This is a genomic window from Myxococcales bacterium (assembly GCA_016706225.1).
Classification (GTDB): Bacteria; Myxococcota_A; Polyangia; order Polyangiales; family Polyangiaceae; genus JADJKB01.
Map to the genome: position 1 here is coordinate 1254731 of JADJKB010000003.1, position 13786 is coordinate 1268516.

The following is a 13786-nucleotide window of genomic DNA, read 5'->3' on the forward strand; positions in this document are numbered from 1 at the left end:
CGGAGTATCGTCGAAGCAATGGCGGGAACTGGCACGGGTGCAAAAACCCTGGGACGTTACGAGCTGATCAGCGAGGTCGCGAAGGGCCAGCTGGGACCGCTCTGGGCGGCACACCCCACGGGGGAGGACAAGACGCCGGTCCTGGTCCGGCGGGTGTCCACCACTGCGCCGACGACTCCGGACGAGATCGACTCGCTGTGCGAAGGCGCATGGTGGATGCTCGAGCTGTCGGACCCCGGGCTCGCGCGGGGCATCGACGTCGTCAAGACCGAGGGGGAGCTCGGCGTGGTGATGGAGTACGCGGAGGGCGAGGTGCTTCGGTCACTGCTGCGCCTGGCGAGCTTCAAACGCCGGCCCATTCCCGTGGGCGTCGCCGTTCGTGTGTCGCTCGACGTGCTCGAGGCGATCCAGAGCGCAAGCAATGCCGCCCAACCCCACAGCAACGGCCAGAGTGGTTTCGTTGCCGGCGGCATCGTGCCGGACAGCGTGCTCGTCGGGCGGGACGGGCGCGCCCGGCTGCTCGACATCGGGGTCTTGGGCCCGGCCTCCCGCGTGGGAACCATCGCGCGCCACCCTGAAATGGCCTCATACGCCGCGCCGGAGGTGCTCGAAGACGCGACCAAGTCCGATCTGCGCGCCAACCTCTACGGGGTGGGTGTGATGCTCTGGGAGATGCTCTCGGGCAAACGCATGTTCGTGGGCTCGACGCATCAAGCCGTGGTCGACAAGGTGAAAGCCGGCGGCATTCAGCGCCTCGATGCCCAGAAGCCCGTCGGTGGGGATGCCATCTCGACGAGCATCGCGGACATCGTCGCGAAGGCCATCGAGGTGAGCGCCGATGCGCGCTACGCGTCGCCGAAGGAACTCACGGAAGCCCTGCTGGCAGCAGGCGAGGTCGCGACCCACGAACAAGTGTCCGCCCTCGTCGAGGACTTCGCGGGCAACACCCTCGCGGCGCGCAAGAAGCTGATCGAGAAGGCCATCAGCGGCGGCGGCGGCAGCGCGAAAAAAGAGGCGCCAGCACCGCCCGCACGAGTCCCCCCGCCCAGAGATGCGGCCGGCACGGGGGACCGACGTCCCCCGCCCCCTCAGCGGCCACCCCCGTCCCCCGGCAAAGCAACGCTGATTGGCATTCAACCGCTACCCGATGCGGCGAAGTACCTGTCGGAGAGTGGTAGCAAACCCGACGCCGCAGCGGTCCTGCCTCCGCCGCGACCTCCGCTGGAATCACTCGATTCGGAGGAGCTCGAGTCGGTGTCCAAGGTGGAGCTGCTCGAATTTCCGAGCAGTGAAGCGCCTACCAAACCGAACCCGGACGCCGGCATCTTGGCGGCCCAGAGCGCCGAACCCGAGCACATCAAGACGCAGTTCTTGGGCACGCCGGCGCCGGACGCCAGCGACGCGCTCGCGGTTGCCGCGGCCGAGCCGGGCTCTCCGGGTCCGCCGCCCGCAGCGGGTTCGCCCAAGCCGCCCGACGCCGTCGCTGCGGTGCCGCCGCCGCCAGCAGCGCTGACAGGCAGTGACGACGTACCCGTGTCGATGGACATCGATGCCCTACAATCAGAACCGCACAGTCCGGACAACGCGGCCAAGGGGCTGGACTGGGCGGCGATCGCCGCCAAGGCGCCCGAGGGCGAAGAAGCCGGTGCCGAAAAGAAAGACGAGAAGCGCGACGAGTCGGCCGTGGCCTGGGTGGGGCCACCACCGGGTACGCCGCTCGACGACGCCCCGCCGGGTGCGGATGCCGAAATCGACGAGCCCATTCCATCCATCGTTCCGGAGCGCGTGCAGCGCATGCGCAAGGGCGTGGCGATCGGCATTGGTGGACTGGTCGGACTCTTGCTCATCGGTATCTTGATCTCGAAGCTGGGCGGAAAGGACGAAACCGCAGCAGCACCCACGAGCACCGCTGCGGCAGTCGAACCGCCGAAGAAGGAAGAGCCCAAAGCCGAGGAGCCAAAGCCCAAGGCCGAAGAGCCCAAGGCCGAAGAACCCAAGGCCGAAGAGCCCAAGGCCGAAGAGCCCAAGGCCGAAGAGCCCAAGGCCGAGACTCCGAAGCCGGAGCCCAGGCCCGTGGTCGCCAAACCCACGACCAAGCCCGTGACGGTCAGCAAGCCGACGACGACCCCGAAGCCCACGACCAAACCCAAACCAAAACCGAAGCCCAAGTTCACGCCTTCGGGGATCTGACACGAACAGGAGTCAGACGAGACCATGATGCGAAACCCGATCTCGATTGCGAAGCTCCGCGCCACCGTCCTCTCCGCAAGCATCCTCCTCGGCTGCATCGGCTCGAGCACAGTGGCTCAGGCCCAAGGCGCGCCCCCCGAGAGCGCCACCGCCGAGCAGAAAAAGACGGCGCAAAAGGCCTTCGAACAGGGACTGAAAGCGGCGAAGGCGAAAAAACACGACGACGCGTTGGCGGCCTTCAAGGAGTCCTACGGTGCCGTCGCGAGCCCGAACTCGCATTTGATGGTGGCGCGCGAGCTGGTGGAGCTCGGTCGCTTGGAAGAGGCCTGGGCCGAATATGAGGCGACGATCGCCGAGGCAGACGCTGCGGCACAAAAGGATCCGAAGTACGCGGACACCGCGACTGGCGCCAAGAACGAACAGAAAGATCTGCGCGGCAAGCTCGGGTTCTTGAAGCTGGACGTGGGAAGCCCTGGACCCGGGTCGCGAGTGACCGTCAAGGGCAAGGAGATCCCCCAGGCAGATTGGGGCAAGCCGATCGCCGTTGCACCTGGCCCGGTCCGCGTCGAGCTCGTGGCGACCGACGGCAAGGAAATAGTGCAAGAGGTCAGTGCCACCGCTGGCACCGAGACTCCGGTCTCGTTGGCTCCAGCGGCTGCGGCTCCGGCTGCGGCTCCGGCTGCGGGTTCTGGAGACGCTTCCGGCAAACTCGAGGCGTCGACCAGTGGCGGCGGGCCGAGCATGCGAACCTGGGCGTACATTGCCGGTGGCGTTGGCGTCGCAGGGCTCGCGACCTTCGGCATCTTCGGCGCGATGAACAACGCTAAACACAGCAAGCTCGAAGACGAGTGCAAGAACGGCACGTGCCCCTCGAACCTCCAAGAAGAGCGCGACGCGGGCAAGCGCTACCAGACGATCGCAAACGTCGGTCTGGTCGTTGGTGTCGTCGGCCTCGGGACCGGCACGGTGCTCTATCTGGTAGGCAACAAGAAGACCGAGAAGACTGCGGTCCTTCCGAAGAAGCGCGGACCGCGCGTCGATTCGGTAGGCGTTGGTTACCAGTCCGTGCTGTTGACGGGCTCGTTCTAGCCGCCCCAACAGCGGAGGGCGTGTCCGTATTCTCGGACGAACGGACAGCCCGACGGAATTCTGCGAGCGACGCGCTCGAGCCTTGACGGCTCCGGGTACGGGACGCAACCTGTCCCGTCCCTCGGGGCCCGTCGATGGCAGTGCGCAAAAAGAAGAGCCAAGCTCGCTCCAAAGAGCCGAGACCAAGCGAAGAGCGAGAGGCCGGCGACGAGGCCGGCGACGAGGCCGACGGCTCGGACGACGCGGACGATGAGGGTGACGACGGCGACGGCGACGGCGACGGCGACGAAGAGCTCGCAGGAGACCCCGACGACGAGGCCTTCGTGGACACGACCGCCGAGGCCGTCGAGGACGTGCCCGTGGTCACGAAGGTCGATCGCGAGTCGTCGCTCGCACGCCTCGACCCAATGGCCATCTACATGCGGGAGGTCCAGCGCCACCCGCTGCTCAGCGTCGAAGAGACGCACGCTCTCGCGGTGAAGTACTCCGAGACGCAAGACGTGGACGCAGCGGCGCGACTGGTGACGGCGAACCTGCGGCTGGTCGTGAAGATTGCCTACGAGTATCGGCGCGCCTATCGCAACATGATGGACCTCGTGCAAGAGGGGAACATCGGGCTGATGCAGGCGGTGAAGCGCTACGACCCGTACCGTGGTGTGAAGCTCTCGAGCTACGCAGCCTGGTGGATCCGCGCCTACATCTTGCGCTTCATCCTCAACAACTGGCGCATGGTGAAGATCGGCACCACCCAGGCGCAGCGCAAGTTGTTCTTCAATCTCAGCAAGGAGAAACAGCGCCTGACCGCCATGGGCATCGAGCCCACCCACGCCGAGATCGCCAAGCGCCTGGACGTCTCCGAGTCTGACGTGGTCGAGATGGACCGGCGCCTGGCGCGCTCCGACGCCTCGCTCGACGCAAGCGTCGGCGACAGCGAGGGGCGGCAGACCTCGCGCATGGATCTGCTGCCCGCGGCGTCTGCCGGCCCCGACGAGCGGGTGGAGTCGAGTGAAATTCAGGAGCTTTTGAAGGAGCACCTGGCGGAGTTCCGCAAGACGCTCAAGGACAAGGACGTCGCCATCTTCGACAAGCGCTTGATCGCCGACGAACCGCTGACGCTGCAGGAGCTCGGCAACGAGTTCGGGGTCTCGCGAGAGCGGGTGCGGCAGATCGAGGCTCGCCTGACCGGCAAGCTGCGCGCATTTCTGAAAGAGCGACTGGGCGACGCCGTCGGCGTGGGCGGCGCCTGAAGTCACGCGCATGACTGGCAGCGCGCCCGGCAGGCTCGTCCTCGTGGGGACGCCCATCGGAAATCTGGGGGACATCACGCTGCGCGCCGTCGAGGCCTTGCGTTCTGCGGATCGCATCGCCGCCGAGGATACGAGGCGCTCGCGCAACCTGCTCACTCACCTCGGCATCACGGGCAAACCTCTGGTGTCGCTCGACGCCAATGCGAGCCCGCGCAAGCTCGACGCCCTGCTCGAGCACATCGCGCGGGGAGAGTGCGTGGCATTCGTCACGGACGCCGGCATGCCCGCAGTGAGTGATCCTGGGACCGAGCTGGTGAGGGCCGCGCGAGCGCGAGGGGTCGAGGTCACGGTAATTCCGGGGCCATCGGCGGTGACCACGGCCGTGGCGCTCTCGGGCCTGGTGGACGCGGCCTTCTTCTTCATGGGCTTTCTTCCGCGTCAGGGCCCCAAACGCACGACAGCCCTCGATCTGGTGGCGGGGACCCCGGAGCCCGTCGTGCTGTTCGAGGCACCCAACCGCACGGCGGCGACGTTGGCGGCGCTTGCCGAGCGCATGCCAGCGCGGCGCGCAGCGGTCTGCCGGGAGCTGACCAAGTTGCACGAGGAAGTGCTGTGCGACGAGCTCCGAACCCTGGCGGCCGACGAGCGCGAGTACCGCGGCGAGGTCGTGATCGTGCTCGCCCCGGTGGAAGTGAGCAGCGCCGCGGACCAGCCGAGCGACGAAGAGCTCGACGCACGAATCCGACGCGAGCTGGAAAAAGGTGGCTCGGCGCGCGACGTCGCCGACCTCTTGACCGACTGGAGTGGCCGCCCGCGCCGGGCAGTCTACGCCCGGGTCACCGCACACAAGCGCGGTTAGCTCCCCTCGCGCTGGGAAAGGCGCCCGGCAACGCGGTCGCTACGTCCCTGGGCGCTTGCCCTTCGCCTGTCCCTCGTCCCGTGTGAAACGTCTGTGGCAGACCCGACACGCGTAGCGCGACGCCTTGGCCTTCGGTGGGCGCGCCTGGACCTCGCCGCAGTGCGGGCAGACCAATCGCAAGAGACCCGTGGAAGCCAGGAATACCGCCACCGAGTCAGGGTAGCGCCGTCCGACCCAGGGTCCAGGTCGGGGCGCGCATCGCAGTCATTTTAGTTGCCACCGACCTGGACCGCCGAGTGAAATGGGCGGCTTTGGAGGGTCGATGCAGGGAGGCAGCGTGCAGATCTGCTGCCCATGAGCGGACCGCCCGCGCGCTGAGCCCGCGTCGAGTTCGTCGGCCGCTGGCCGTGAGGCTCCGCGACGCGCCGCCCCCGGTCCCTGGAAGCCAGCGGGCACTCCCAATCGCCCCCGGCAAAGCGCGGAAACTCCGGGGAAATCCGGGCGCTCCGAGCGACCGTGAACCTGTGCTAAGACGCTCGCTCCACCGTGTTCGAAGCGCTGACCAAAGGCTTCCGAGAGGCCAAGAACCGTCTCGCTGGGCTCGCCGAGCTCAACGAGAACAACATCAAACCCGCGCTCAACGAGATCCGCCTCTCGCTGCTCGAAGCCGACGTCGAGATCGGCGTCGTCAAACGCTTCCTCGCGCGCGTCGAGCAGAAGGCAGTCGGACAGACCGTCCAGACCCGGGTCAAGCACGGCGCTGACACCCACCGCGTGAGCGCGGAGGACCAGTTCGTCAAGATTTGCCACGACGAGCTGATCGAGATGATGGGCGCCGACGACGAGCCCGTCATCTGGGCCGACAAAGGTCAGCGCACCGGCATCATGATGGTCGGCCTGCAGGGCTCGGGCAAGACCACCACCGCGGCCAAGCTCGCGCGCTGGTTCGAGAAGCAAGACAAGAAACCGATGCTCGTCGCCGCCGACATGCAGCGTCCGGCCGCCGTCGAGCAGCTGCAGGTGCTCGGAGGCCAGATCGGCATCCCGGTCTTCAACATCTCCGGCGAGTCGCCGCTCGAGATCTGCACGAAGGCCGACGAAGAAGCCAAGAAGCTCGGCCGCGACGTCATCATCTACGACACCGCCGGCCGACTCGCCATCGACGAGCCGCTGATGCAGGAGCTCGCGGCGATCAAGAACGCCGTTCGACCCCAGAACATCTACCTGGTCATCGACGCGATGATCGGCCAGGACGCCGTGCAGACAGCCAAGTCGTTCAACGAACGCCTCGGTATCACCGGTGTCGTCTTGACCAAGCTCGACGGCGACGCCCGCGGTGGCGCGGCGCTCAGCGTGCGTGAGGTCACCGGCGCCCCGCTCGTCTTCACCGGTGTCGGCGAGACCCTCGACAAACTCGAGCCCTTCCGCCCCGAAGGCATGGCGAGCCGCGTGCTCGGCATGGGCGACGTGGTCGGTCTGATCCAGGACTTCGAGCAGGTCGTCGACCAGAAGAAGGCCGAAGAAGACGCCCTGCGCATGATGCAGGGTGAGTTCACGCTGGAGGACTTCCTGAACCAGGTGAGGATGATCCAGCAGATGGGCTCACTCAAGGATCTGGTCGAGAAGATCCCCGGCATGGGCGGCATGCTCCCCCCCGGCGTGAACCTCGACGACAAGGAGCTGGTCCGCATCCAGGCCATGATCCAGTCCATGACGCTGCAAGAGCGCAAGGATCCACACGCGCTGATCCGCGAACCCGGACGCGTCAAGCGCATCGCCAAGGGCTCGGCTCAACCCGAGCAGGGCGTGACGGAGCTGATTCAGAAGTTCCTGTTCATGAAACAGATGATGGGCGGCATGGGTGGCGACATGGGCATGCTCGGGCGCATCCCGGGCATGAAGAACATCGCCGCCGCGCGCCAGATCAAGAAGGCCATGAAGGGCGGCGGCATGCCAGGCATGGGTTTCCCGGGCATGGGCGGCATGCCAGGCATGGGTTTCCCGGGCATGGGCATGCCCGGCATGGGCATGCCCGGCATGGGCGCCCCAGAGCCGCCCAAGATGCGGCAGTTCACCAAGGCCGAGAAGAACGCAAAAAAGTCGGACCGCAAGCGCGAGCGCGCGGCTCGCAAAAAGCACAAAGGGAAGAAGTGATGTTGCTCGTGCGACTCGCTCTCGGAGCGATGCTCTCGTGGTCTCTGGTCGGTTGCAGCCAGCCCGAACCAAAACAAGATCCCGCGTCGATCGACACGAACCTCGCCGCGTACGTGCTCGACGAGGTGCCGAGCGACGTGAAGAACCCGACCTTCGTCGACTTCGAGAGCAAGGTTCAGCTGATTGGCTGGGAGATCGAGCCGACGGGCGTGATCGCACCCGGGCAGCCGATGAAGCTCAAGCTCTACTGGAAGAGCTCCCAGAAACTCAGCCCCGGTTGGAGCCTATTCACCCACCTGGTCGCGCCGGGTGGCGCCCGGATCGACGCCAACGTGAACGGCATCGCCTTCGACGACATGGGGCCGCTCCGCAGCCGCACCGGCGGCAACTCCATGCAGGCGCTCCCGCCGAGCGCGTGGCAGCCGGGAAAGATCTACGTCGACATGCAGGACCTGCAGATGCCACAGCAGGTGCATGTGCCCGAGGTCAGCATCGTGGTCGGTGTCTGGAAGGGCCAGAGCCGGCTCGACGTCATCAGCGGTTCTTCGGATCGTGAGCGACGGGCCATCGTCGTCAACGTGAGGACCGGAGTGGTTCCCCCGCCGCCGGCCGTACGAGCCGAACGGCCACAACAGAAATCCTGAGCTCGGAGGCTCCCGCATGCGTCGCTTCGAAACGACCCTGGCCGCCCTGGTCGCCACGTTCTGCCTTGCCGGTTGTGTCGGCGGCTCCACCGACACCAGCAAAGAGGACAAAGAGCGCCTGAAGGCCTACGTGCTCGACAAGGCACCGGACGACATGCCGGTGAAGCTCAACATCAACTTCGACGGCAAGGTGACGCTGATCGGCGCGAAGATCACGCCGGCCGGTCAGGCCAAGCCCGGTACGCAGGTGAAGGTCACCATGTACTGGCGCGCCGACAAGAAGCTCGAGAACGGCTGGAACCTGTTCACCCACGTGCTCGACGGTTCCGGTGAGCGCGTCTTGAACATCGACAACGTCGGACCCATTCGCGAGTGGAAGGGCGACAAACAAGCCCTGTCACCCAGCCAGTGGGAACCCGGCAAGGTCTACGTCGACGAACAAGATTTCACCGTTCCGAACAACCTGAAGACCGACAAGGTCCAGGTCACAACCGGGATCTGGCGCGAGAACGACCGGCTCAAGATCGTGAGCGGCCCCGCAGATCGGGAGAACCGCGGCATCGTCGCCAACATCGCGACCGGCGCGCCGGCCCCGACCACACCCGAGCCGAGCACCCGGGTCCCCGCAATCAGGGTCGACAAGGTCAGCGACGCGAAGATCAAGCTGGACGGTAAGCTCGACGAACCGGCCTGGGCCACGGCCCCGAGCACCGGACCCTTCGTGGACGTGCAGAACGGTCGGCCGAACCCCGGGTTTCCGGTCAGCGGCAGCGTGAAGCTGCTGTGGGACGATCAGAACGTGTACCTCGGCTTCGACATCAAAGATCCGGACGTGATCGGCGGCTTCGACAAGAAGGAGAAGGATCCGCACCTCTGGACGAAGGACACCGTCGAGATCATGGTCGACCCCGACGGCGACGGCGACAACAAGGACTACTACGAGATCCAGGTCAATCCCGAGGGCATGATCTTCGACTCGCAGTTCGACGACTACAACTCGCCCAAGAAGGATCCGGATGGACCGTTCGGCCACCAGGAGTGGGACGCCAAGCTGAAGAGCGGTGTCGTCGTGAACGGCACGCTCGACAAGCCGGATGACAAGGACCAGGGCTACGTTGTCGAACTGGCCATTCCGTGGAAGAGCTTCGGCAAAGCAAAGAACACTCCGCCGAAGGTCGGCGACATCTGGCGCATGAACTTCTACGCGATGCAGCAGAACAACGGTGTTGCCTGGAGCCCGATCCTGAAACAGGGCAACTTCCACAGGGCGAGCCGCTTCGGCCGGGTGATGTTCGCAGACAAGGGCTACGTGCCGCCGGTGCCGTTCGGCGCCGCCGCGCCCGTGCTGCCCATGGCCACACCGCAGATGCCGCTGCCGCTCGGCTCAGGTCAGCCGACCGGGCTCGGCGGCAACGTGCCGCGCCTGCGTTTGGCGCCCGGCATCGTGCGCGCGCCGTCACCTGTGGCGCCGCCGCCTCCTCCTCCCAAGCCCCAACCTTGAACGGTCAGCGCCCCAGGTAGAGCCCGCGATCTGCGCGCGCTCCGCCTTCCCGCTCCGGCGCGCGATCCCCGTTGATGGGTTTGTCGTGCCAGAACTCCCAGCTCTGGTCACGGTAGTTCCACGACAGCACCGTGAAGCGTGTGTCCGTCACGTGCACCACGGCGAAGCTCCACTGCTCGTGTTTGGTCGCACCGACGTTGTACACGTCCACACCCTCCCACTGATAGCGACCCGAAGCATGGTAGTGCCCGTGGAACAGGCCCACCACGTTGTACCCGAATAGAACCCGCGCCAGGTCCGCGCGGTAGCGGCCCTCTCCAAACCAGTTGTTGTCCGACCACGGACCGCGCAGCGGGAAGTGAAAGTAGATCACGACCGGGCGCTCCTTGCCGACGCGCGTCAGGTCCGCCGAGAGGAACGCGAGGGCTTCGTCGTCGGGCGCCTCCCCCAGGTTCACCACGCGCAGATCGTCCCAGTCGAACGCGTAGCGTGGCGCGCCGTGGCGCTCGGTGATGCGGTCCAGCGTGTACCAGCTGTGGTGTTTGTCGTGGTTGCCGTAGGCCTCGAACACCGGGAAGTGAAGCTCGCCATCGTGACCGTCGAGCCCGTACAGCTTCACGAAGTGCCGCCACTGCCAGGGCTCTCCGTTTTCGGTCAGGTCACCGGAGATCAACACACCCCGAGGCACCCCGACCTTGCCGCCGAGCTCGCCTGGGAGCGCACGACCGGACATCGAGTTCATGTCGCGGATCTGGCGCAGGTTGATGCGATCGCTTTCGGCCGGGTCACTCACCGGCTCTCGGAGCCCGCCGTCGACGCCCGCCTCGGAGGCCGCAAAACCGACGTGCGTGTCGGACGCGACGATGAACGTGAGATCGAGCCCGCCAAGGCGCTGGCGTCGGGTCGGTGGAGTGCGTTCCGCGGTGCCTGAGGCCGCGACGGAGGTCGCATGGGGGGGCAGCAACCGTGGGCGCATCACGGTCGTCACGCCGACGACGGCGAGAAGAACACCGGCTACCCCGGCCACGAACGGCATGCGGCGGCTCACTCCAGGGACAGGATGCGGCGAGCCCGGAGTCGCGGCAAGCGAGGCCCGGCGGGCGGCCGATCGCCTCAGTTCAGCTTGAACTTGGCGACGACGCGCCCTTCGATTTCACTGCAGCGCGTCGCCTGCTGCTTGCCGGCGGCGACGTCACGCTCGGCTTCGAGCAAGAGCTCCCCGGCGCGTTCGGCCGCTTTGCTGCCGGCGTCCGAGCTCAGGGATTTTTTCACCGCGCGCACCGCGTCGAGACCCTTGGTGTAAAGCTCGTAGGCGGATACACAGGTGCGCTTGAGCTCGGATGAGTCCACACCCGTGCTCTCGATGGCACGGAGCGCCGCCAGGCGGGCGAGCTTGTCTTCGTTGTCGGCCTCGCGCAGCGCTCGCACGGCCACCACCACACGCTCCGCGTCCGCGCGCTCGTTCGCGTTGGGACCGCCCTGACACTCGAGCGCCAAGAGCCCCAACACGAACGCGAGTGTGCGACCGCCGAGCACCCGTCGCAGCGACGTCAGTCGGCCGTCCTGGGCGCGGGTCCCATCTGCACTCGCTCGCCAACATACGAGCCGATCAACGTGAAGAAGACACCCAGTGCGCTCATGAGCACGTACATCCACCACGGCATCGTCTTGACGGTTTGGCTACGGAGCAAGAGGAACGCCGTCGGAATGGCGACCAAGAACGCCGCCACGACCGGCTCGACGAAGGTGCGGCCGGGCGAGATCAACCCGATCAGGAGCCCGCCGATGAACCAAACGGGGATCGCGATCAGCATGCCTGCCGAACCTTCGAAGTCGAAGGCAGGCACCACCATGGGCAGTCCCATCACGATGGCAGCCGTCAGCACACCCTGGATCACCAGCGCGATGGCGAACCACATCAGGCTGAAGCCCTCTTGCTGATAACGGCGCTCGAGCTCCTCTTGCCGCGACATGACGCGCTTGAGGTCCTCGACCTTCGCGCCGCACGACACACACCGGCTGTTGGGCAGCGGCGAGTTGTTCTTGAAGCCACACGAGGGGCAGATGATCTTCTTCGGAACGGCCATGGCGTCGGTGCGGCCCCATACCCTGGGGCTCGGGCGACCAGCCTAGCCGCAAATCCCAGGGGCGGAAAACAGCTGCGGCAGCGCCTCTGTGCGGCCGGCCGCGCGCCTGGGGCAAATCCGCGGTATATCGAAGGGGTCGGCCCGAGCTGGGGCCGACCCTGGAACCAAAGCCCGAACCGGGCTGTCCCACCCCCCAATGGCCAACCGTCCCGCCGCCGAGCTGGCGCAGATCGCGCTCCCGGTCGAGCCCGATCCCGAGCTCGAAGCGTTGCCGGCCCCGCGACGCCCGGGTCGCACGCTGACCTTGGTCACGATGGCAGTCACGGCGGCGCTGGCGCTCGTCATGACGTACGAGCTGCGCGGAGAAGCCAGTTATTCGCTGCGCGAGGGGACCCCGACGGCCCTCGGGAATCTCACCGAGCTCACACCGCGACCCGAGCTCGCCAACACGTGGGTTCAGGGCGAAGGGCTCATGGGCTCGACCCACGCCGTCCGCTACAGCCGCCCGCTCGAGTCCGGTTCGTACCGGCTTGCTCCCATCGCCGGGAACGATCGCCTCTGGGTGCAGGTTCGAGTGCCCGAAAACATGGAAGGCCCGCACTTCGTGCCGCCGACCTCGTTCGTGGGTCGGATGGTGCCGCTGTCAGCCGCTGGCATCCGTCACTCGGGGCTCAAAGACGCCGCAGAGCGTGCGGTCCAGGGGGGCAAGTTGCCGGCGGACGCGTGGCTCCTGATCGAAGGAGAGGCGCCATCGACCACGCGCTGGGCACTGGGCCTCGTGCTGCTGTTCGTGGCGTTCGCGGCGTTCAACGTGTGGGGGCTCACGCGGTTGCTGCGACCTGTCGAAGACGGATAGGGCGTCGAATCCGTGGAATCGGCGGGCGCGGGCCCGCGCCCACGGGCGCGGCACGGGCACGGGGAAGGCACACCAAGACCCCCGGAAAGATCCCGTGTATGAGCCGTTCATGGCCGTCACCTACCGCGACGCCGGCGTGGACATCGACGCGGGCGACGAGCTCGTCGAGCGCATCAAACCCCTGGCGCGGAGCACCCGCATCTCCGAGGTCGTGGACGGCGTCGGCGGTTTTGCCGGCCTGTGTGCCCTGCCTGCCGACATCGAAGATCCGTTGCTCGTCAGCGGGACCGACGGCGTCGGCACGAAGCTGAAGGTGGCGTTCGCCACGGGGAAACACGACACCATCGGCATCGACCTGGTGGCGATGTGCGCCAACGACGTGCTGACGACCGGCGCGCGCCCGCTGTTCTTCCTGGACTACTTCGCCTGCGGCAAGCTCGACGTGGACGTCGCCGAGCGGGTCATCTCGGGCATCGCCGAGGGATGTCGCCAGGCCGGCTGCGCGCTGATCGGCGGTGAGACGGCGGAGCTGCCCGGCATGTACGCCGCAGGTGAGTACGACCTCGCAGGCTTCTGCGTCGGGGTCGTGTCGCGCAAGGCGCTGCTCGGACCGGCGCGGGTTCGGGTCGGCGACGCGGTGATCGCCGTGGCTGCGACCGGCTTGCACTCGAACGGTTATTCACTCGCGCGACGCGTGCTCGAGGTCGAAATGAAACTCGGGCTCGACGCTCAGCTCCCGGGCCTCGAGCAGAGTGTCGGCGATGCGCTGCTCACACCCACCAAGATCTACGCGAAGGCTTGCCTGGGATTGGCGAAGGCGGTGGGCGCGGGGCTGCACGCGCTCTGCCACGTGACCGGCGGCGGCATCGAAGGGAATCTGCCGCGCGTGCTGCCCGACGGCACTGGGGCACGGATCAAGCTCGACCACGTGCGGCCGGCGCTGTTCGACGTGATCGCACGGGGTGGGCCGGTGAGCGAGACCGAGATGCGGAAGACCTTCAACCTCGGCGTCGGGCTGATCGCCGTGGTCGAGCGCGAGTGCCTCGATGCAAGCCTCGCCGCGCTGACCGCCGCCGGAGATACCGCCTGGTGCATGGGGAAAATCGTGGCAACCCAGGCCGGCGCCGAGGCCAGCGTGGAGATCGTCACGGAGGTCTGA

12 protein-coding genes are annotated in these 13786 nt (G+C 66.8%); 9 read left to right on the forward strand and 3 right to left on the reverse strand.

Going from position 1 to position 13786, the window contains the following annotated elements; genetic code table 11:
- The first annotated feature begins 18 nt into the window (after positions 1-18).
- From IPI67_07190 to IPI67_07220, 7 genes are all read left to right on the forward strand, one after another.
- Positions 19-2190 (forward strand): protein kinase, encoded by a 2172-nt coding sequence (locus IPI67_07190; GenBank protein MBK7579977.1) that lies wholly within the window; start codon positions 19-21, stop codon positions 2188-2190.
- Between the two features lie 27 nt (positions 2191-2217).
- The gene (locus IPI67_07195; protein ID MBK7579978.1) at positions 2218-3279 is read left to right on the forward strand and encodes a hypothetical protein; all 1062 of its coding nucleotides are present in this window, start codon (positions 2218-2220) and stop codon (positions 3277-3279) included.
- A 134-nt stretch (positions 3280-3413) separates the two neighbouring features.
- On the forward strand, positions 3414-4526 hold the full coding sequence (locus IPI67_07200) for an RNA polymerase factor sigma-32 (protein ID MBK7579979.1): 1113 nt from the start codon (positions 3414-3416) through the stop codon (positions 4524-4526).
- A gap of 10 nt (positions 4527-4536) precedes the next feature.
- Entirely contained in the window at positions 4537-5385 is an 849-nt protein-coding gene (rsmI, locus tag IPI67_07205; protein ID MBK7579980.1) for a 16S rRNA (cytidine(1402)-2'-O)-methyltransferase, read from the forward strand.
- A gap of 546 nt (positions 5386-5931) precedes the next feature.
- Positions 5932-7539 (forward strand): signal recognition particle protein, encoded by a 1608-nt coding sequence (gene ffh / locus IPI67_07210; protein MBK7579981.1) that lies wholly within the window; start codon positions 5932-5934, stop codon positions 7537-7539.
- Positions 7539-8183 carry a hypothetical protein gene (locus tag IPI67_07215; GenBank protein MBK7579982.1) on the forward strand — a complete coding sequence of 215 codons (645 nt, stop codon included), beginning with the start codon at positions 7539-7541 and terminating at the stop codon, positions 8181-8183. Before ffh ends, IPI67_07215 begins: the two co-directional genes overlap by 1 nt.
- A gap of 16 nt (positions 8184-8199) precedes the next feature.
- Positions 8200-9684, forward strand: a complete 1485-nt coding sequence (locus IPI67_07220; GenBank protein ID MBK7579983.1) for a carbohydrate-binding family 9-like protein — start codon at positions 8200-8202, stop codon at positions 9682-9684.
- A 4-nt stretch (positions 9685-9688) separates the two neighbouring features.
- On the opposite strand, the gene IPI67_07225 is transcribed toward IPI67_07220, so the two are convergent.
- From IPI67_07225 to IPI67_07235, 3 genes are all read right to left on the reverse strand, one after another.
- Positions 9689-10720, reverse strand: coding sequence for a hypothetical protein (locus IPI67_07225; protein MBK7579984.1), 1032 nt, complete (start codon positions 10718-10720; stop codon positions 9689-9691).
- Between the two features lie 77 nt (positions 10721-10797).
- Positions 10798-11220, reverse strand: coding sequence for a hypothetical protein (locus IPI67_07230; GenBank protein MBK7579985.1), 423 nt, complete (start codon positions 11218-11220; stop codon positions 10798-10800).
- Between the two features lie 14 nt (positions 11221-11234).
- A complete protein-coding gene (locus IPI67_07235; GenBank protein MBK7579986.1) occupies positions 11235-11771 on the reverse strand; it encodes a hypothetical protein in 537 nt (178 codons plus the stop codon).
- 196 nt (positions 11772-11967) lie between these two features.
- On the opposite strand from IPI67_07235, the gene IPI67_07240 reads away from it, so the two are divergent.
- Both IPI67_07240 and IPI67_07245 read left to right on the forward strand, forming a co-directional pair.
- On the forward strand, positions 11968-12627 hold the full coding sequence (locus IPI67_07240; GenBank protein ID MBK7579987.1) for a hypothetical protein: 660 nt from the start codon (positions 11968-11970) through the stop codon (positions 12625-12627).
- A 109-nt stretch (positions 12628-12736) separates the two neighbouring features.
- Complete coding sequence (locus IPI67_07245; GenBank protein ID MBK7579988.1) at positions 12737-13786, forward strand: phosphoribosylformylglycinamidine cyclo-ligase; 1050 nt, start codon at positions 12737-12739, stop codon at positions 13784-13786.